Origin of the sequence: Curtobacterium sp. MCSS17_011, from assembly GCF_003224275.1 — a bacterium.
Taxonomy (GTDB): domain Bacteria; phylum Actinomycetota; class Actinomycetes; order Actinomycetales; family Microbacteriaceae; genus Curtobacterium.
In genome coordinates this window covers 1-18305 of the sequence record NZ_QKLE01000001.1, presented here as the reverse complement: position 1 = coordinate 18305, position 18305 = coordinate 1, and the positions used below count along the sequence as shown (strand labels likewise).

Here is an 18305-nt window from a genome sequence, read left to right as displayed (position 1 = left end):
AGGGGGTCAGTGAGGAATCAGTGCTCGTCGGCCAGCGCCAGCTGGATGTAGACGGCGGTGAGGAGCATGAAGACGTAGGCCTGCAGCAGCGCGACGAGGACCTCGAAGAAGCTGAACGCGATGCCGAACGCGATGGTCCCGACGCCGAAGGCCTTGAAGCCGAGCGAAGCGTCGAAGAAGAAGAACTGCGTGGCCGAGAAGAACAGCACGAGGAGCAGGTGCCCCACGACCATGTTCATCAGGAGTCGCAGCGTCAGGGTGACGGGACGGAGCACGAAGGTGGAGACGAGCTCGATCGGCGTCACGATGATGTACAGCGGCCACGGAACCCCGGGCGGGAAGAGCGAGTTCTTGAGGAACGTGCCCGGGTGCTTGCGGAGACCGGCGTAGATGAAGGCGAGGTACGCGACGATCGCCAGGATCATCGGCATCGCGATGCGGCTGGTGCCGGCGAGGTTCATGCCCGGGATCAGGCCGGTCAGGTTCATGAACAGCACGCCGAAGAAGATCGTCGCCAGGAGCGGCAGGAAACGCTTGCCGTCCTTCTCTCCGAGGTTGTCGAAGGTGTTGCGACGGACGACGTCGAACGCGTACTCGATGAACGCCTGACCGCGGTTCGGCACGAGCTTCAGTGCACGGGTACCCACGAACGCGAACACCAGGAGCACGGCGACGGCGAAGAAGCGGATGAGGACGACCCGATCGATCTCGAACGGCGTCCCGGCGAAGAAGATCGCGTCCGGGAAGAACTCGTTGATCGACGGACCATGGAACTCGGCGGCCTTGCTGCTCCCCGCCGCGACGGTGTCAACCGCAGCGGAGAGGGACAGGGGAAGAGCGTGGGATAGCAGCGCTGTCTCCTGTGTCGGCGCGCGCACATCATGGCACGCGATGGTGGACGTTGTGGAGGCTCGCCCGCCCCGAGCGAAAGGCTCCGGTAGCGGACTTCGAGAAGCCTATCAGGTGCGAGAGGCTTCCCGGCTTCTCAGACGCGGGGGGTCGGGTTCCCAGCGTCCGCGGAGTCGTCGAGGCCGTCGCCCGGCAGCCGGACGCCGATCGGGATGCGGGCCTTCGCGACGGCGACGACGTCGATCACCAGGGAGCCGACGACCCCCGCGATGATCACGATCGCCAGCACCGGGAAGTCGACCCAGTCGCGGTCCTTGAGCAGGACCAGCAGCACGATGAAGACGATGAACTTGAGCAGCCAGGTGCCCATCACGATGCCGAAGAAGGCACCGGAGATCATCTGGCCCTTCGAGACGCGCAGCGCGACGAGGACACTGACCGCGGTGAGCCCGAGGAACACGACGCTCAGCACGGCGCCGAGCAGTCCCCCGACCAGCCCGGGGCCGTCCGCGACGAGGAACCCGATGAGCCCGCCGACCACCGCCAGGGCGACGGCGAGGACCGCTCCCCAGGTGATGATGCGGCGGAACACCGGCCGGACGTGGTCGAGCGCGTTCGGTGCGGTCACGTGATGTCTCCAGGGATCGTGCGGTCGTTGGCGGCGCGGTCGAGCGGGTCGAGGCTGGCATCCACCACGGCGGCTGAACGGTTGGCGGTCTGGGCGGCGATCTCGGTGCGTTTCCGTCCGAGCGGCGCGAACGTCGCGACGGCGCAGACGGTGAAGCCGACGGACACGAAGGCGACGACCCAGTACCAGTCCACGAAGAGGAACAGCAGGCACCCGAAGGCGACGGTCGCGGTCCACGCGTAGAAGATCAGCACCGCGTGGAAGTGCGAGTGCCCCATGTCGAGCAGGCGGTGGTGCAGGTGCTTCCGGTCGGCTGAGAACGGCGACTTGCCCGCGCTGAGCCGTCGGGTGACCGCGAGACCGAAGTCCAGGATCGGCACGATCAGGATCGCGAACGGCAGCAGGATCGGGATGAACGCCGGCAGCAGCGCCTGGCGTGTCTGCACCGCCGCCGGGTCGATGTTGCCCGTGACCGAGACGGCGCTCGTGGCCATCAGGAACCCGACGAGGAGCGCACCGGCGTCCCCCATGAAGAGCTTGGCGGGGTGCCAGTTCAGGATGAGGAAGCCGAAGCAGGCGCCGACGAGCACCGCGGTGAGCAGCGACGGCAGGTTGAAGAAGAACTCGGTCTGCACGACCACGCGGTTGATGAAGAACGTGTAGAGGAAGAACACCCCGCCCGCGATGATCGCGACCCCGGCGACCAGGCCGTCGAGCCCGTCGATGAAGTTCACCGCGTTCATCACGAGCACCACCGCCAGCACGGTGAAGATGAGGCTCATGTAGGACGACCCGACGCCCAGCGTGTTGCCGATGGGCAGCGAGACGATCGCCACGCCCTGCCAGGCGAGGATGCCCGCCGCGATGATCTGTCCGGCCAGCTTCGTCATCCAGTCGAGGTCCCAGATGTCGTCGGCGACCCCGAGCACCACGATGATGGTCGCTCCCCCGAGGACGGCGAGCACGCGGCCCGGTTCGGAGAACACGAGCCGGAAGTAGTCGGTCCCCGCGATCGACGGGAACAGGAACCAGGCTGCGAGCAGCGAGACGATGACGCCGATGTACATCGCGATGCCGCCGAGCCGGGGCGTCGGGGTGCGGTGCACGTCCCGCTCGCGGACCTGCGGGTACCACTTGTACCTCAGCCCGAGCTTCCAGACCACCAGGCTCATGAGGAAGCTCACGACCGCGGCGATGGCCCCTGCGAGCAGGTAGTACTTCATGTGACGAGGTCGGCTCCGACGACCCGGATGATCTCCTCGTCGGGGATCACCCCGTGCCGGACGATGCGGAGCGTGCCGCCGTCCGACAGCCCGGTGGCGTCGACGATGGTCGACCCGGTGCTGGCCTCGAAGCCGTCGTGCACCTCGACGGGTCCGCCGTCCAGGTAGATCGCGACGCTGTCACCGAGCATGCGCTCGGCGGCGTCGACGTCCATCGCTGCCGGGTCGCCCGTCGAGTTCGCGGACGAGACCGCGAGGGGCCCGACCTCCTGCAACAGCTCGAGGGCGATCCGCGAGTCCGGCATCCGCAGCGCGACCGTGCCCCGCGTCTCGCCGAGGTCCCAGTCGAGCGACGGCTGTGCGTGCAGGATGACGGTCAGCCCGCCCGGCCAGAACTCGGCCACCAGGTCGCGCACCGGCTGCGGGACCTCGCTGGCGAGGGCATCGAGCGTGGGCGGACCGGGGATGAGCACGGGCGGCGGCGACTGCCGCGTGCGGCCCTTCGCGTCGAGCAGCCGCTGCACGGCCGTCGCGCTGAAGGCGTCCGCGGCAAGGCCGTAGACGGTGTCGGTGGGGACCACGACGAGCTCTCCGCGTCCGAGGGCGGCACGTGCGAGCCGCATCCCGGTCAGGAGCCCGTCGGAGTCGGTGCAGTCGTATCGGGATGCCATGACTCGACGATGATAGTGCGACACAATGGTGGACATCGTGAACGAGACGCCCGCACCCCCGCTCCTGTTCCTCTTCGACATGGACGACGTCCTGGTCCGGTACGACTGGCACGTGCGCATGGCCGCACTCTCCGAGTTCACCGGACACGAGTTCCAGGAGCTCCGTCGCCGCTGGTGGGACTGCGGTCACGAGATGCGTGCCGAGGCCGGTGGCTTCGCCGACGGCGACGAGTACCTGGCCGCGTTCGAGCGTGCGATGGAGTGCGACGTCCCCGAGGCCGACTGGGCCCGGATCCGCGGATCCGCCATGACCGAGCTGCCGGAGCGCATCGAGGCGGTCCGGATCGCGAGCGAGCACGGGCGTGTCGGGCTGCTCACCAACAACGGTCCGCTCGCCGGCCGCTGGATCCACGAGTGGGCGCCGTCCCTGCCCGAGGTTTTCGGCGAGCACCTGGACACGTCGAGCAACTTCGGCGCCCGGAAGCCCGAGCCCGAGGTCTTCCAGCGCGCGATCGCCCACCACGGGGTCCCCGTGGAGCGCACCTTCTTCGCCGACGACATGCCCGAGAACGTCGCGGGTGCGCGGAGCGTCGGCATCCACGCGGTCCTGGTCGAGCACGACACCGACCTGCGCGAGCACGTCCGCGCCTTCGTCGCGGCACAGCAGCGCGAGGCCTCCCCCGTCGCGTAGCCCGCCACGCCCGCTCCTTCCCATCGCGGTCGCGCTGGAAAGCAAGAACGGGCATACCTGGTCATCCCGAACGACCCGGTACGCCCGATCCCACCAGGTACGCCCGGATCCACCCGGCACACGCACGCACGGCCGAGCGACGGGAGGCCCGCCCCGCGCCCGCCACGCCCGCTCCTTCCCATCGCGGTCGCGCTGGAAGGCAAGAACGGGCATACCTGGTCATCCCGAACGACCCGGTACAACCGATCCCACCAGGTACGCCCGGATCCACCCGGCACACGCACGCACGGCCGAGCGACGGGAGGCCCGCCCCGCGCCCGCCACGCCCGCTCCTTCCCATCGCGGTCGCGCTGGAAGGCAAGAACGGGCATACCTGGTCATCCCGAACGACTCGGTACTCCCGATCCCACCCGGTACGCCCGGATCCACCCGGCACACGTACGCACGGCCGAGCGACGGGAGGCCCGCTCCGCGCTCAGCGCGTCGCGGTGGTGGTGCGGTCGCGCCCCGTCAGGTCGACGTGCGTCTCCGGGGTGCGGAACCCCCGGCGCGCCAGGACCTGCCGGACGCCGGCGCCCTGCGGCTCGGCGTGCTCGATGACCAGCACTCCCCCGGGCACCAGCAGCCGCCAGGCCGTCCCGGCCAGCGCCCGCACGGCATCGAGGCCGTCCGGCCCGCCGTAGAGCGCCATCGCCGGGTCGTGGTCGCGGACCTCGGGGTCGATCGGGATCGCGTCGTCCGGCACGTACGGCGGGTTCGACACGACGACGGACACGGTGCCGTCGAGCTCCGGTATCGCGTCGGCGAGGTCGCCCTCGACGAGCCGGACCGTCCCGCCGTGGGCGTCGACGTTGCGCCGCGTCCAGGGCAGGGCCTCTGCTGAGCGCTCGACGGCGTAGACCACGGCGTTCGGCACCTCGGTGTCCATCGCGATCGCGATCGCACCGCTGCCGGACCCCAGGTCCACGGCGATCGGCTCGGGGACCGCGGTCGCCCGCAGTGCGTCGATGCCGAACTGCACGACGCCCTCGGTCTCCGGACGGGGCACGAACACGCCCGGTCCGACGGCCAGGGTGAGCGCGCGGAAGTACGCCTGCCCGGTGATGTGCTGCAGCGGCTCACGGGTCGCACGGCGGGCGACGGCGTGCCGGAAGCGCTCGACGTGCTCCGGGGCGATGCCGCCACCGATGAGCGCACGGGCCTGGACCGCGCCGCGCGAGGTGTCGGTCGCCCACGCGAGCAGCAGCTCGGCGTCGACCCGGGGCGTCGGGACGCCGACGGCGACGAGCGCCGCGGTCGCCTGCTCGAGCAGGCGATCCGCGGCGAAGGTGAGGGGCGTGTCGGCGGTGATCCGGGCCTCCAGGCTGGGTGTGCGGCTACGCGTCCTGGTCGCCGATGGCGGCCAGACGTGCCTCTTCGTCCGCCTGGATGGCGGACTGGATGACGGGCTCGAGGGCACCGTTCATCACGCGGTCCAGGTCGTACGCCTTGTAGCCGGTGCGGTGGTCCGCGATCCGGTTCTCCGGGAAGTTGTACGTGCGGATGCGCTCCGAACGGTCCATCCCGCGGATCTGCGACTTGCGCGCGTCCGAGGCGATCGCGTCGAGTTCCTCCTGCTGGCGCGCGAGGATGCGTGCACGGAGCACGCGCATGCCGGCCTCACGGTTCTGCAGCTGCGACTTCTCGTTCTGCATCGCCACCGTGATGCCCGTGGGCAGGTGGGTGATGCGGACCGCGGAGTCCGTCGTGTTGACGGACTGCCCGCCCGGGCCGGAGGACCGGTAGACGTCGATCTTGAGGTCGTTCTGGTTGATCTGGACCTCTTCGGGCTCGTCCACCTCGGGGAACACCAGCACGCCGGTGGTCGAGGTGTGGATACGCCCCTGCGACTCGGTCTGCGGCACTCGCTGGACGCGGTGCACACCGCCCTCGTACTTCAAGTGCGCCCAGACGCCCTGGGACGGATCGGTCGTGTTCGACTTGATCGCGACCTGGACGTCCTTGTAGCCACCCAGGTCCGACTCGGTGCGCTCGAGGAGCTCCACCTTCCAGCCCTTGGTCTCGGCGTAGTGCGAGTACATGCGCAGCAGATCGGCCGCGAACAGCGCCGACTCCTCGCCGCCCTCGCCGCCCTTGATCTCCATGATGACGTCACGGCCGTCGTCGGGGTCGCGCGGGATGAGCAGCCGGCGGAGACGCTCCTGGCGCTCCGACAGCTGCTCCTCGAGCCCGGGGACCTCGTCCGCGAACGCCGCGTCTTCACGCGCGAGTTCCTGGGCGGCGGCGAGGTCGTCCCCCGCCGCCTGCCAGGCCTCGTACGCGGACTTGATCTGGTTGAGCTCGGCGTACCGCCGGTTCACCTTCTTCGCCCGGGCCGCATCGGCGTGGAGCGCGGGGTCCGACAGCTGCTGCGTCAGGTCCTCGTGTTCCGCCAGCAGCCCCGCTACCGACTCGAACACGCGTTACTCCTGGTGACCGTTGTGGTGGGCGCCGGTCGAGGGGACCGACTTCTGCACCTGCACCAGGAACTCGACGTTCGACTGCGTCTCCTTGAGGTTCCGCAGCACGATCTCGAGGGCCTGCTGCGGGTCGAGCCCGGCGAGGGCCCGGCGCAGACGCCAGGTGATCTTGACCTCGTCGGCGGAGAGCAGCTGCTCCTCGCGACGGGTACCAGAGGCGTTCACGTCGACGGCGGGGAAGATCCGCTTGTCGGCGAGGTGACGGTTCAGGCGGAGCTCCATGTTGCCGGTGCCCTTGAACTCCTCGAAGATGACCTCGTCCATCTTGGAGCCGGTCTCGACGAGCGCGGTCGCGAGGATGGTCAGCGAGCCGCCGTCCTCGATGTTGCGCGCGGCACCGAAGAAGCGCTTCGGCGGGTACAGCGCCGCCGAGTCGACGCCACCGGAGAGCACGCGGCCCGACGGCGGGGTCGACAGGTTGTACGCACGGCCCAGGCGGGTGATCGAGTCGAGCAGCAGCACGACGTCGTGGCCCAGCTCCACCAGGCGCTTCGCACGCTCGATGGCGAGCTCGGCGACGGTGGTGTGGTCCTCGGCGGGACGGTCGAAGGTCGAGGCGATGACCTCGCCCTTCACCGTGCGCTGCATGTCGGTGACCTCTTCGGGCCGCTCGTCGACGAGGACGACCATCAGGTGCGCCTCGGGGTTGTTCTTGGCGACGGCGTTCGCGATGGCCTGCAGCACGACGGTCTTGCCGGCCTTCGGCGGGGACACGATGAGACCGCGCTGGCCCTTGCCGATCGGCGACACGAGGTCGATGATGCGGGTCGACAGCTTGCCCGGCTCCGTCTCGAGGCGCAGGCGCTCGTTCGGGTACAGCGGGGTGAGGTCGTTGAAGTCGACGCGGGCCGCGGCCTCGTCGGCGGACTGGCCGTTGATCGACTCGACGGCGACGAGCGCGTTGTACTTCTGGCGGCTCTGCTGCTCGCCGTCACGCGGCTGCTTGATCGAACCGACGACGGCGTCGCCCTTGCGCAGGTGGTACTTCTTCACCTGGCCGAGGGAGACGTAGACGTCGCTCGGGCCCGGCAGGTACCCGGTGGTGCGGACGAACGCGTAGTTGTCGAGGACGTCGAGGATGCCCGCGATCGGGATCAGGACGTCGTCCTCGGTGACCTCGGGCTCGAAGTCGTCGTTCTGGCCGCCACGGCCGCGCTTCCGGTCGCGCTGGCGACGGCTGCGGCCGCTCTCGGCCTCGTCGGCGTGCTGTTGCTGCTGCTGCTTCTGCTGGCCGCTGGTCTGCTGCTTCTGCTGACCGGCGTTCTGCTGCTGCTTCTGGTCCGCCTTGTCGTCCTGCTTGGCCTCGGCCTGCTTCGGCTGTTCGTTCTGCTTCTGGCCGCCGTTCTGCTGGCCGTTCTGCTGCTCGCCGCCGTTCTGCTTCTGCTGACCGGCGTTCTGCTGGTCGGCGCCGTTCTGCTTCTGCTGGCCGCCGTTCTGGCCGCCGTTCTGCTGGTCGGCGCCGTTCTGCTGCTCGCCGTTCTCGGCGTTCTGCCCACGGCCACGACCACGACCACGGCTTCGGCGGCCGCGACGCGAGCCGCCCTCGCCCTGCTCGGAGTTCTGGTCGCCCTGGTCGTTCTGGTCGCCGGACTCGTTCTGGTCCTGGTCGGCCTGCACGGCGGACGTCGGGGCCTGCTGGCCCTGCTGGGCCGCCTGGCTCGGCTGCTCGGCCTCGGCGGGCGTCGACGCCTGCTGGCCCTGCTCGGTGCCACGCTGCTCGGTGCCACGCTGCTCGGCGTTCCGCTGGCCACGGCCACGGCGCTGCGAGCCGGACTGCGCGGCTTCCTGGGCGTCCTTCTCGGCGCGGACCTGGTCGAGGCCGGCGAGGAGGTCCTCGGTGCCGGTCTGGCCGTGGTTGGTGTGCTCGGCGGCCGCGGTCGGCGCGGCGTTCACGGTGCCACCCGACGACGCGCGGCGCGAACGACGGGCACGGCTCGGGGCGGCGGACTCGGCGTCGGCGACGGGTACCTCGGCAGCGGGCTCCGCGGGGGTCTCGGCGGGCTCCGGCAGGGTCGGCTGCTCGGTGGCGGCCGGCTCGGCGGGGGTCTCGGCGACGACGGCGGCGACCGGGGCGACCGGGGCGACCGGCGTCTCGTCGACGGGACGCTTGTCCTCGATGGAGGCGATCAGGTCGCCCTTGCGGAGCTTGGAGAGCCCGGTGATGCCGAGCGAGGAGGCGATGCGCTGGAGCTCCGGGAGACGGAGGGCACGCAGGTCGCTGGGGATCTCCACCTGGGCGGAGTTGTTGTCGGTCAAGGTCGGTGTTTCCTTTCGAACCGCAGAACGCGGAGAGTTTCCACCGTCCCGGATGCAGGAGAGCATCGACCGCCGTTCAGACGACGGATCGGGATTCGGTGATCAGAAAGAGATGCACACTCGCGCACCGGACCCTGCGACGTCGCAGGAGCTGTCCTGAGGACGAGCGATCCGTACGGTTACGCGGGTTCGGCTTCGAGCGCCGAGTGCGCTGCCACTGTAGCACCACCGAGATCGACGGCCAGCATGAGCGGCCGCCAGTCGGATTCGGCGTGTCGCTGCACCAGTTCGGCGGCGGTCAGTCGCTGTGCGGGGTCGCTGCCGAGGACGAGCAGGCTCGGCCCCGCGCCGGAGACGACCGCGGCGAGGCCGTGCTGCCGGAGCAACCGGATCAGGGCGTCGGTCTCGGGCATGGCGCTGGCGCGGTACGCCTGGTGCAGACGGTCCTCGGTCGCGGCGAGCAGCAGCTCGGGGCTCTGGATGAGCGCCGCGACGAGCAGCGCCGAGCGGGAGACGTTGAACGCGGCGTCGGCGTGCGGGACCTGCTCTGGCTGCAGGGAGCGCGCGAGCTTGGTCGAGAGCGTCGAGGTCGGGACGAACACCACCGGTGCGACACCACGGTGCACCAGGAGCCGCTTGTACGCCGGGCCCTCGGCGGTCATCCACGCGATCGTCAGGCCGCCGAAGAGCGCCGGCGCGACGTTGTCCGGGTGGCCTTCCATCTCGGTGGCCAGGGTCAGGAGCGTCGAGGCGTCGAGGTCGACGATGCCCTCGAGCAGCCCGCGGGCAGCCATGAGCCCCGCGACGATCGCTGCGGCGGACGAACCGAGGCCGCGGCCGTGCGGGATCGCGTTCGTGGCGTGCAGCTCGAGACCGGGCTGGTCGACACCGGCGTGCTCCAGGCCGCGACGGACCGCACGGACGACGAGGTTCGTGTCGTCCGTGGCGACCTCACCGGCACCGACGCCCTCGACCGCGACGGTCGCGCCGGGCTCGGGACGCACGCGCACCACGACCTCGTCGTAGAGCGAGAGCGCGAGGCCGAGCGAGTCGAAGCCGGGGCCGAGGTTCGCCGACGTGGCCGGCACCCGGACGCGGACCGCCGATCCGGTCGGCAGCGCACGGACCGCCCGTCCGGCCGGTACAGCACTGCGGGCGGTGACGCCCTCCCCCGGTCCGGACGAGCGGTCGGAGATCACTGCTCGCTGACCAGACCGAGCACGTCGGCGATCGACTTCGTGTCGACCGGCACGCTCGTCGGGGTGACCTCGCCGCCGTCCGGCGTGCGGAGGGCCCACTGCGGGTCCTTCAGGCCGTGGCCCGTGACCGTGATCACGACCTTCGCGCCCTTCGGCACGACGCCGGCGTCGGCACGCTCGAGCAGCCCGGCGACACCGATGGCTGACGCGGGCTCGACGAAGACGCCGACCTCGGCCGACAGGATGCGGTGTGCCGCGAGGATGGCCTCGTCGGTGATGGCACCGAAGTAGCCGTCGGTCTCCTGCTGCGCCTCGAGCGCGAACTGCCACGAGGCCGGGTTGCCGATGCGGATCGCCGACGCGATGGTGTCGGGGTGCCGGACGACCTCGCCGTGCACGATCGGGGCGGAACCGGCGGCCTGGAACCCGAACATGCGGGGCAGCTTGGTGCTGCGGCCGGCGGCGACGTCCTCGCGGTAGCCGCGCGAGTACGCGGTGTAGTTGCCCGCGTTGCCGACGGGCAGGAAGTGGAAGTCCGGTGCGTCACCGAGGACGTCGACGACCTCGAACGCGGCGGTCTTCTGCCCCTCGATGCGGTCGTTGTTGACGGAGTTGACGAGGTGCACCGGGTAGTTCGCCGCCAGGTCGCGGGCGATGTCGAGGCAGTCGTCGAAGTTGCCCTGCACCTGCAGCAGCTGGGCGTCGTGGGCGACGGCCTGGCTGAGCTTGCCCATGGCGATCTTGCCCTCGGGCACGAGCACCGCAGCGGTGATGCCGGCGTGCGTGGCGTACGCGGCGGCCGAGGCGCTGGTGTTGCCGGTCGAGGCGCAGATGACGGCCTTCGCGCCGTGCTCGACGGCCTTCGAGATCGCCATCGTCATGCCGCGGTCCTTGAACGAACCCGTCGGGTTCATGCCCTCGAACTTCACGTAGACCTCGGCGCCGGTGCGCTCGGAGAGCCGACGAGCCGGGATCAGCGGCGTGCCGCCCTCACCGAGCGTGACGATGGGCGTCGCCTCGGTCACGTCGAGTCGGTCGGCGTACTCGCGCAGGACTCCCTGCCACTGGTGGGCCATCAGGCTTCTCTCTCTGTCCGGTGGGGTGGATCTGGTGGTGGTCGGCTCGGTGAGCCTGTTGGTCGGCCTGGAGGCCCGTGGTCGCGTCAGCGGCCGACGACGCGCAGGACGCTGGTGACGTCCAGGACGACGTCCTCGCCGCGGAGGGCGACGACGGTGTCCGCGAGGTCGGCCTCGCGGGCCAGGTGGGTACCGATGACGAGCGTCGCGGTCCCCTCGGCTGCGCCGGTGGTGGTCTGCTCGACCGTCTCGACACTGACGCCGTGCTTCGCGAGCACGCCGGCGACGGTCGACAGCACGCCGGGGGCGTCCGTGACGTGCAGGGTGATCTGGTAGCTCGTGCGGACGGTGCCGATCGGGAACACCGGCAGCTCGGACTGCGTCGACTCGGCGACCCCCGGGCCGCCGATGACGTGCCGACGGGCCGCGGAGACCAGGTCGCCGAGGACCGCCGAGGCCGTCTCGACGCCACCGGCGCCCGCGCCGTAGAACATCAGGTCGCCGGCGGCCTCGGCCTCGACGAACACGGCGTTCTTCGCACCGTGCACGCTCGCGAGCGGGTGCGACTCGGGCACGAGGGCCGGGTAGACGCGGGCACTGACGCCCTCGCGGCCGTCCTCGTCGGTCAGGCGCTCGGCGGTCGCCAGGATCTTCACGACGTAGCCGGCCTTGCGGGCGGCGCGGACCTGGTCGATCGTGACGTGGGTGATGCCCTCGCGGTGCACGGCGGCGAGCGGCACCGAGGTGTGGAACGCCAGCGAGGCCAGGATCGCGGCCTTCTGCGCGGCGTCGTAGCCCTCGACGTCGGCGGTCGGGTCGGCCTCGGCGTACCCGAGCTCCGTCGCGGTGGCAAGGGCGTCCTCGAACGTGGATCCCTTGCGGTCCATCAGGTCGAGGATGAAGTTCGTGGTGCCGTTGACGATGCCCATGATCCGGACGATGCGGTCGCCGGCGAGCGAGTCGTGCAGCGGACGGATGATCGGGATCGCCCCGGCCACGGCAGCCTCGTAGTAGAGCTGCGCGCCGACCTGCTCCGCTGCGGCGAAGAGCTCCGGGCCGTGGGTCGCGAGCAGCGCCTTGTTGCCGGTGACGACGTCAGCGCCGGACTGCAGAGCCTGGAGCACGAGGGTGCGCGCCGGCTCGATGCCGCCGATGAGCTCGACGACGATGTCCGCGCCGAGGATGAGCGATGCAGCGTCCGTGGTGAAGAGCTCCGCCGGCAGGTCGACGTCGCGCTGGGCGTCCACGTCGCGCACGGCGATCCCGACCAGCTCCAGCCCGGCACCGGCGCGCGAGGCCAGCTCGTCGCCGTGCTCGAGGAGCAGTCGGGCGACCTGGGAACCGACCGAGCCGGCCCCGAGCAGCGCGACACGGACGTTGCGGTATTCGATCATCTGGTAGCGGTTCCTGTCGGTGGGGGTAGGCCCTGCGGGGTGGGCGGACCCGGTCGGGTCGGGGGTCAGCGGCCGGTGCCGTCGGCGGGCACGGCGGTGACCCCGGTGTCACGGGCGAGGAGGTCGTCGATCGTCTCGCCCCGCACGAGGATACGGGCTGCGCCGTCCGCGACGGCGACGACCGGCGGGCGGCCCACGTGGTTGTAGTTGCTCGACAGCGCCCAGCAGTAGGCGCCGGTGGCCGCGACGGCCAGCAGGTCACCGCGCTGCACGTCGCCGGGCAGGTACTCGTCGTTCACCACGACGTCGCCGCTCTCGCAGTGCTTGCCGACGACGCGGCTCAGCACCGCCGGGGCGTCGGAGGTGCGGGCGAGCCGGGCCGTGTAGTCGGCGCCGTACAGGGCGGGACGGATGTTGTCGCTCATCCCGCCGTCGACGGAGACGTACGTGCGGGTCGCGCTGCCGCCGTCGTCGGTCTCGAGCGTGACCGGCTTGATCGTGCCGACGCGGTAGAGCGTCACCCCGGGCGGGCCGATGATGTAGCGGCCCGGCTCGACGGCGATGTCCGGCACCGGGATGCCGCGCTCGGCGCAGGCCTCACCGATGATCGTGGCCAGTGCGTCGGCGACGTCCTCGGGGGCGAAGGCCGAGTCCGCCTCGGTGTAGTCGATGCCCCAACCGCCGCCGAGGTTCAGCTCGGGCACCGGACCGGAGGCCACGAGCGTCGCGTGCACGTCCATGAGCCGGCGTGCGGCCTCGCGGAAGCCGGCGTCGTCGAAGATCTGCGATCCGATGTGCGAGTGCAGCCCGACGAAGGCGAGCGAGGGTTCGGCGCGGACGGCGGCAGCGGCCTCGACGGCCTCGGACAGCGGGATGCCGAACTTCTGGTCCTCGCGAGCGGTCGCCAGGTACTCGTGGGTGGACGCGTGCACGCCGGTGTTGATCCGGATGCGCACGCGCTGCACGACCCCGGCGTCGGCAGCCGCACGGGCGACGCGCTGCACCTCTTCGTGGCTGTCGAGCACGATCGTGCCGATGCCGACCTCGACCGCGCGGGCGATCTCGGCGTCGGACTTGTCGTTGCCGTGGAACCCGAGCCGGCCGGGGTCGATGCCGCCGGCCAGGGCGACCGCGAGCTCACCCGCGGTGCAGACGTCGACGCGGAGGTCGGCCTCGGCCATCCACGCGACGACCTGCGTCGTCAGGAAGGCCTTGCCGGCGTAGTAGACGTGCGCGTGGCTGCCGATGCGCTCGAACGCCTCGGCGAACGCGTTCCGCACGCGGACGGCGCGGGACTGGACGTCACGCTCGTCGACGACGTACAGCGGCGTGCCGAACTGCGCGACCAGGTCGGTCGCGCTGATGCCGCCGATCGCCAGCGTGCCGTCGTCGGTCCGCGTCGCGGACGCGGGCCAGATGCGGTCCACCAGTTCGGAGGCGTCCGTCGGGAACCGCAGCCGCGGCGGTGCAAGGGGGTTCTCGCTCACGGGACCCGATCCTACCGACGCGAACCGTTCCTCCAGGCCGCGTTACGCGCCCGTCCGCTCAGCCGCAGCTGCCGACGGTCCGCAGGCCGTCCTCGTTGAGCGGCAGGGCCTCCGCCGTGATGCGGACCGTCGCGTCCGTCTTCGACACGTCGAGCGAGCGCACCCGCAGCGCCTCGGGCAGGAACTGCGCGGTGCAGACCTGCACCGGGACGCCGGTGACGCCCGGGATCGAGTCGACCTTGAGGCCGAGGTCGGAGTTCGTGATCCGGACGCTCTCCGGGGTGATCGTGATGCCGCGGCCGTCGTCCTGCGCGACGACGGCGCCCTCGGCGGCGTAGGTGATGTCGTAGCCGAGCACCGACGACGACCCCGTCAGTTCGACGCCGCCGTCGACCAGGTTCAGCCGGTCGAACAGCGGGCTGTACTTCGCCAGGTCCTTGACGCTCGACGACGCCAGGGTGACCGTGCCGTCCACGTCACGCACGTCGCCCTCGCCGTCCACCGGGACGTCCTGCGCGGTGACGTCGGCGGCGAGCGGGATGCCGTCGACCGTGAGCTTCGCCGAGGAGATCTCGACGCGGTCGAGCGTGCCGCTGATGAGCTGCGGGATGACGATGCCCTCGGCGTGGGCGTCGACCTGGCCGGTGGTGCCGTCGGGCAGCGACTGCTCGACCTGCTGGGCGATGATCCGGTCGACGACGCCACGCAGCACGAACTCGGCGATCACGACGAGGGCGGCGAGCACGACGACGACCACGAGCAGGACGACGGGCCAGCGGCGGCGCGTGGTGGGGCGTTCGGTGGCTGCGGGCATGCGTCCTACCCTGCCAGCCCGGTCTGCGGCCCGGCTGCGGCCCGGCTGCGGCCCGGACGCAAAACACCGGTGTTCGCGCTCGGCACCGCGGGATGCCGGTGTTCGGTGCGCGAACACCGGTGTCTTGCGGAAAGGGCGACCGCTACATGCGGGACGGAGCCGACACGCCGAGCAGGCCGAGGCCGTTGCGGACGACCTGGCCGGTGGCGTCGTTCAGCCACAGGCGCGTGCGGTGCAGGTCGGTCACGGGCTCGTCGCCCAGGGGCGTGACACGGCAGGAGTCGTACCAGCGGTGGTACAGGCCGGCCAGCTGCTCGATGTACCGCGCGATGCGGTGCGGCTCGCGCAGCTCGGCGGCGTGCCGGACCACCCGCGGGTACTCGGCGAGGGCTCCGAGCAGCGCGCTCTCGGACTCGTGGGTCAGCAGCGACGCGTCGAACACGGAACGGTCGACCCCGGCGGCCGCGGCGTTCCGGGCCACCGACTGGGTGCGGGCGTGGGCGTACTGCACGTAGAAGACGGGGTTGTCGTTCGTGCGCTTGGTGAGCAGGTCGAGGTCGATGTCGATCGCGGTGTCGCTGGCGAAGCGGACCAGGGCGTACCGGCCGGCGTCGACACCGACGGCGTCGACGAGGTCCTCCATCGTGACGATGGTGCCGTTGCGCTTCGACATGCGCATCGGCTCACCGTCCTTGAGCAGGTTGACCATCTGCCCGATCAGGATCTCGAGGTTCTTGCCCGGCTCGTCACCGAACGCGGCACACATCGCCATCATGCGGCCGACGTAGCCGTGGTGGTCGGCGCCGAGCATGATCAGGTTCCGCTCGAACCCACGCTCGCGCTTGTCGAGGTAGTACGCCAGGTCGCCGGCGATGTAGGCGGGCTCACCGTCGGACTTGATGACGACGCGGTCGCGGTCGTCGCCGAAGTCCGTCGTGCGGAGCCACTCGGCACCCTCGGCCTCGTACATCACGCCGGCCGACCGCAGTCGGGCGATGGCGCGCTCGACCGCCTTCGACTCGTGCAGCGCGTTCTCGTGGAAGTAGACGTCGAAGTCGACGCCGAAGTCGTGCAACGAGGACTTGATGTCCGCGAACATGAAGTCGACGCCCTCGCGACGGAAGAGCTCCTGCGCCTCGTCGCGCGGCAGGTCGCGGACGTCGACGCCCGGCTCGAGGGTCGCGATGACCCGTGCCGCGATCTCGGCGATGTAGGCGCCTCCGTAGCCGTCCTCGGGCGTGGGCTCACCGAGTGCGCTGGCGACGAGGGAGCGGGCGAAGCGGTCGATCTGCGCGCCGTGGTCGTTGAAGTAGTACTCACGGGTGACGAGCCCGCCCTGCGCCTGGAACACGCGGGCCAGGCTGTCGCCGACCGCGGCCCAGCGGACGCCGCCCATGTGGATCGGGCCGGTCGGGTTGGCGGAGACGAACTCCAGGTTGATCCGGACGCCGTCGTAGAGGTCGCCGGTACCGAAGGACTCGCCGCCGTCCACGATGGTGCGCGCGATCTCACCCGCGGCGGCCGCCTCGAGCGTGATGTTGATGAAGCCCGGGCCGGCGACGTCGACCGAGTCCACACCGTCGAGCTCGGTCAGCTCGCCGGCGATCTCGGTCGCCAGCTCGCGCGGGTTGGTGCCGAGCCGCTTCGCGAGCTGCATGGCGGCGTTCGAGGCCCAGTCGCCGTGGGCGCGGTTCTTCGGACGCTCGAGCACCACGTGGGACTCCTCGATCGTCACGGTCTCGGACGCGCCTCGGCGCTCGACGATCCCGGTCAGGATCGACAGGTACGCGGCGGAGAGTTCGGCAGGAGTCACGAGGATCGATCCTACCGGGACGCCCAGGTCCGCACCGGTCGATGCACCATCATGTCGGGATGACCCCCCGCAGCCGCGCCCGGGCGCTCACCGTCGCCGTCGTCACCACCGCAGCAGCCCTCGTGCTCGCCGGGTGCTCGGGCGGCGGGGACAGCACCCCGTCGGCCAGTGCGACGCCCGCGGGCAAGCCGGTGTCGCAGAGCTGCGCGGAACTCCTGCCGTCGAGCGCACTGTCGGTGTACGGGCAGACCTTCGAGCTCGACGACTCCTTCACCCCGGCGAAGGGTTCCCCCGCTGCGGCCATCGCGAAGCAGCGGGGTCGCGTCTGCCGGTTCGTGAGCACCGACGCGGACGCCACGACCATCACGCTCGCCGTCGCCGACCTGCCTGAGAAGTCGCTCACCAACCTGAAGGACGCCCTGTACGAGCGGGGCGGGTCCGTCCCCACCTACCGGGTGGAGGGGTACTTCGCCCTGAACGGCGACGTCGGCCGCGCGGACGCCTTCGCCGACCCGTACTGGATCACCGCGCAGTCGACGCTGTTCACCGAGCCGGGTGGGGCGCAGCCCGTCGTCGACGCGGTGCGCGCCGCGCTGGCGCCGTCCGCGTCGGCGACAGCCACGCCCGCGGGCTGACGCGGCACTGCGGCCCGCGCACCGTGCGGCCTGGAGGCCCGGTGCGGGCCCGCACCGCGCCTCCCGGGCACCCGTCGTGACGTCCACGGCGCGACACGCGCTGTCCAGGAGCACCCGCCGGACCTGCTACGGTTGTTGACACCCCTTGGCCCCCATAGCTCAGGGGATAGAGCACTGCCCTCCGGAGGCAGGGGCGGAGGTTCGAATCCTCCTGGGGGCACTGGAAATCGCCGGCCAAGGTGACGTCTCCGCTCCGCGGAGTCGGCACCGGCCGATGTCGCCTTCGGCGACCTTCCCCCGTTGAGACTCCTCCGGGTGCGTCGCCGGCCTCGTGGCTGGGTGCTCCTCGACGGTGAGCAGCAGGACCTCCTCGACGGTGAGCAGCAGGACCTCCTCGACGGTGAGCAGCAGGACGAAGTGCGCGGCGCGCAGCGGGTCCGCCCGGTAGCGTTCGGGCATGACGATGACGTTCCCGGTGCCCGGAGTCCACGCACTGCGGGGCGGACCCGTGCTCCGGTGGGGTGTGATCGGCCCCGGGGAGATCGCGAACGACTTCACCACCACGCTGCACGCGAACTCCGACCAGCGCGTCGTCGCAGTGGGCTCCCGCTCCCCCGAGCGTGCCGCGGCCTTCGCCGCCCGCCACGGCGTGCCCGGTGTGCACGGCTCGTACGAGGCCCTCGTGGCGGACCCCGCCGTCGACGTGGTCTACGTCGCCTCGCCGCACCCGCAGCACCTCGGGCACGCGCTGCTCGCGATCGCCGCTGGCAAGCACGTGCTCGTCGAGAAGCCGATGACGACCTCGGCGGCGGACACGCGCACCCTCGCCGACGCCGCACGGGCCGCGGGCGTCCTCGCGATGGAGGCGATGTGGACCCGGTACCTGCCGGGCACGAACGTCGTCGCCCGTCTGCTCGCGGACGGGGTCCTCGGCGACGTCCGGCTCGCGACGGTCGACGTCGGGTGGCCGCACGACCCGGACCCGGCGGACCGGATGTTCGACCCCGCCGCCGGTGGGGGTGCGCTCCTCGACGCCGGTGTGTACGGGCA

Annotated in this window: 16 protein-coding genes and 1 tRNA gene; 4 read left to right on the top strand and 13 right to left on the bottom strand. The window is 71.0% G+C overall.

Annotation, left to right across the window (positions count from 1 at the left end; translation table 11 throughout):
• Positions 1-17 precede the first annotated feature (17 nt).
• The 4 genes from atpB to DEJ17_RS00070 form a co-directional block, all read right to left on the bottom strand.
• On the bottom strand, positions 18-878 hold the full coding sequence (atpB, locus tag DEJ17_RS00085) for a F0F1 ATP synthase subunit A (RefSeq protein WP_027465782.1): 861 nt from the start codon (positions 876-878) through the stop codon (positions 18-20).
• Between the two features lie 107 nt (positions 879-985).
• Positions 986-1477, bottom strand: coding sequence for a hypothetical protein (locus tag DEJ17_RS00080; protein WP_035808335.1), 492 nt, complete (start codon positions 1475-1477; stop codon positions 986-988).
• Positions 1474-2700: an MraY family glycosyltransferase gene (locus DEJ17_RS00075; protein ID WP_110891530.1), complete on the bottom strand. Its 1227-nt coding sequence runs from the start codon at positions 2698-2700 to the stop codon at positions 1474-1476. Before DEJ17_RS00075 ends, DEJ17_RS00080 begins: the two co-directional genes overlap by 4 nt.
• Positions 2697-3371 (bottom strand): L-threonylcarbamoyladenylate synthase, encoded by a 675-nt coding sequence (locus DEJ17_RS00070; protein WP_110891529.1) that lies wholly within the window; start codon positions 3369-3371, stop codon positions 2697-2699. The genes DEJ17_RS00075 and DEJ17_RS00070 overlap by 4 nt, the downstream gene beginning before the upstream one ends.
• A 37-nt stretch (positions 3372-3408) precedes the next feature.
• Here DEJ17_RS00070 and DEJ17_RS00065 point away from each other — a divergent pair, with 37 nt between their 5' ends.
• A complete protein-coding gene (locus DEJ17_RS00065) occupies positions 3409-4062 on the top strand; it encodes an HAD family phosphatase (RefSeq protein ID WP_146239566.1) in 654 nt (217 codons plus the stop codon).
• A gap of 475 nt (positions 4063-4537) precedes the next feature.
• On the opposite strand, the gene prmC is transcribed toward DEJ17_RS00065, so the two are convergent.
• The 9 genes from prmC to argS all read right to left on the bottom strand — a co-directional run bounded on the left by prmC (position 4538) and on the right by argS (position 16620).
• Positions 4538-5413, bottom strand: coding sequence for a peptide chain release factor N(5)-glutamine methyltransferase (prmC, locus tag DEJ17_RS00060; protein WP_110891723.1), 876 nt, complete (start codon positions 5411-5413; stop codon positions 4538-4540).
• Positions 5414-5438: 25 nt separating this feature from the next.
• Positions 5439-6521 (bottom strand): peptide chain release factor 1, encoded by a 1083-nt coding sequence (gene prfA, locus DEJ17_RS00055; RefSeq protein ID WP_017885756.1) that lies wholly within the window; start codon positions 6519-6521, stop codon positions 5439-5441.
• Between the two features lie 3 nt (positions 6522-6524).
• A complete protein-coding gene (gene rho, locus DEJ17_RS00050; protein WP_110891527.1) occupies positions 6525-8837 on the bottom strand; it encodes a transcription termination factor Rho in 2313 nt (770 codons plus the stop codon).
• Between the two features lie 179 nt (positions 8838-9016).
• A complete protein-coding gene (gene thrB, locus DEJ17_RS00045; protein ID WP_110891722.1) occupies positions 9017-9955 on the bottom strand; it encodes a homoserine kinase in 939 nt (312 codons plus the stop codon).
• Positions 9956-10032: 77 nt separating this feature from the next.
• Positions 10033-11112, bottom strand: a complete 1080-nt coding sequence (gene thrC / locus DEJ17_RS00040; RefSeq protein ID WP_027465789.1) for a threonine synthase — start codon at positions 11110-11112, stop codon at positions 10033-10035.
• Between the two features lie 86 nt (positions 11113-11198).
• The gene (locus DEJ17_RS00035) at positions 11199-12506 is read right to left on the bottom strand and encodes a homoserine dehydrogenase (protein WP_027465790.1); all 1308 of its coding nucleotides are present in this window, start codon (positions 12504-12506) and stop codon (positions 11199-11201) included.
• Between the two features lie 65 nt (positions 12507-12571).
• On the bottom strand, positions 12572-13993 hold the full coding sequence (lysA, locus tag DEJ17_RS00030) for a diaminopimelate decarboxylase (RefSeq protein ID WP_110891526.1): 1422 nt from the start codon (positions 13991-13993) through the stop codon (positions 12572-12574).
• Positions 13994-14051: 58 nt separating this feature from the next.
• A complete protein-coding gene (locus tag DEJ17_RS00025; RefSeq protein WP_110891525.1) occupies positions 14052-14807 on the bottom strand; it encodes a DUF2993 domain-containing protein in 756 nt (251 codons plus the stop codon).
• Positions 14808-14949: 142 nt separating this feature from the next.
• A complete protein-coding gene (gene argS / locus DEJ17_RS00020; protein WP_110859019.1) occupies positions 14950-16620 on the bottom strand; it encodes an arginine--tRNA ligase in 1671 nt (556 codons plus the stop codon).
• Between the two features lie 59 nt (positions 16621-16679).
• Between argS and DEJ17_RS00015 the strand changes: the two genes are divergently transcribed.
• The 3 genes from DEJ17_RS00015 to DEJ17_RS00005 all read left to right on the top strand — a co-directional run.
• A complete protein-coding gene (locus DEJ17_RS00015; RefSeq protein ID WP_110891524.1) occupies positions 16680-17255 on the top strand; it encodes a hypothetical protein in 576 nt (191 codons plus the stop codon).
• Positions 17256-17403: 148 nt separating this feature from the next.
• Positions 17404-17475 (top strand) — tRNA-Arg (locus DEJ17_RS00010).
• Positions 17476-17712: 237 nt separating this feature from the next.
• Positions 17713-18305 (top strand): Gfo/Idh/MocA family protein (locus DEJ17_RS00005; protein ID WP_146239565.1); only part of this gene is annotated, 593 nt, incomplete at its 3' end.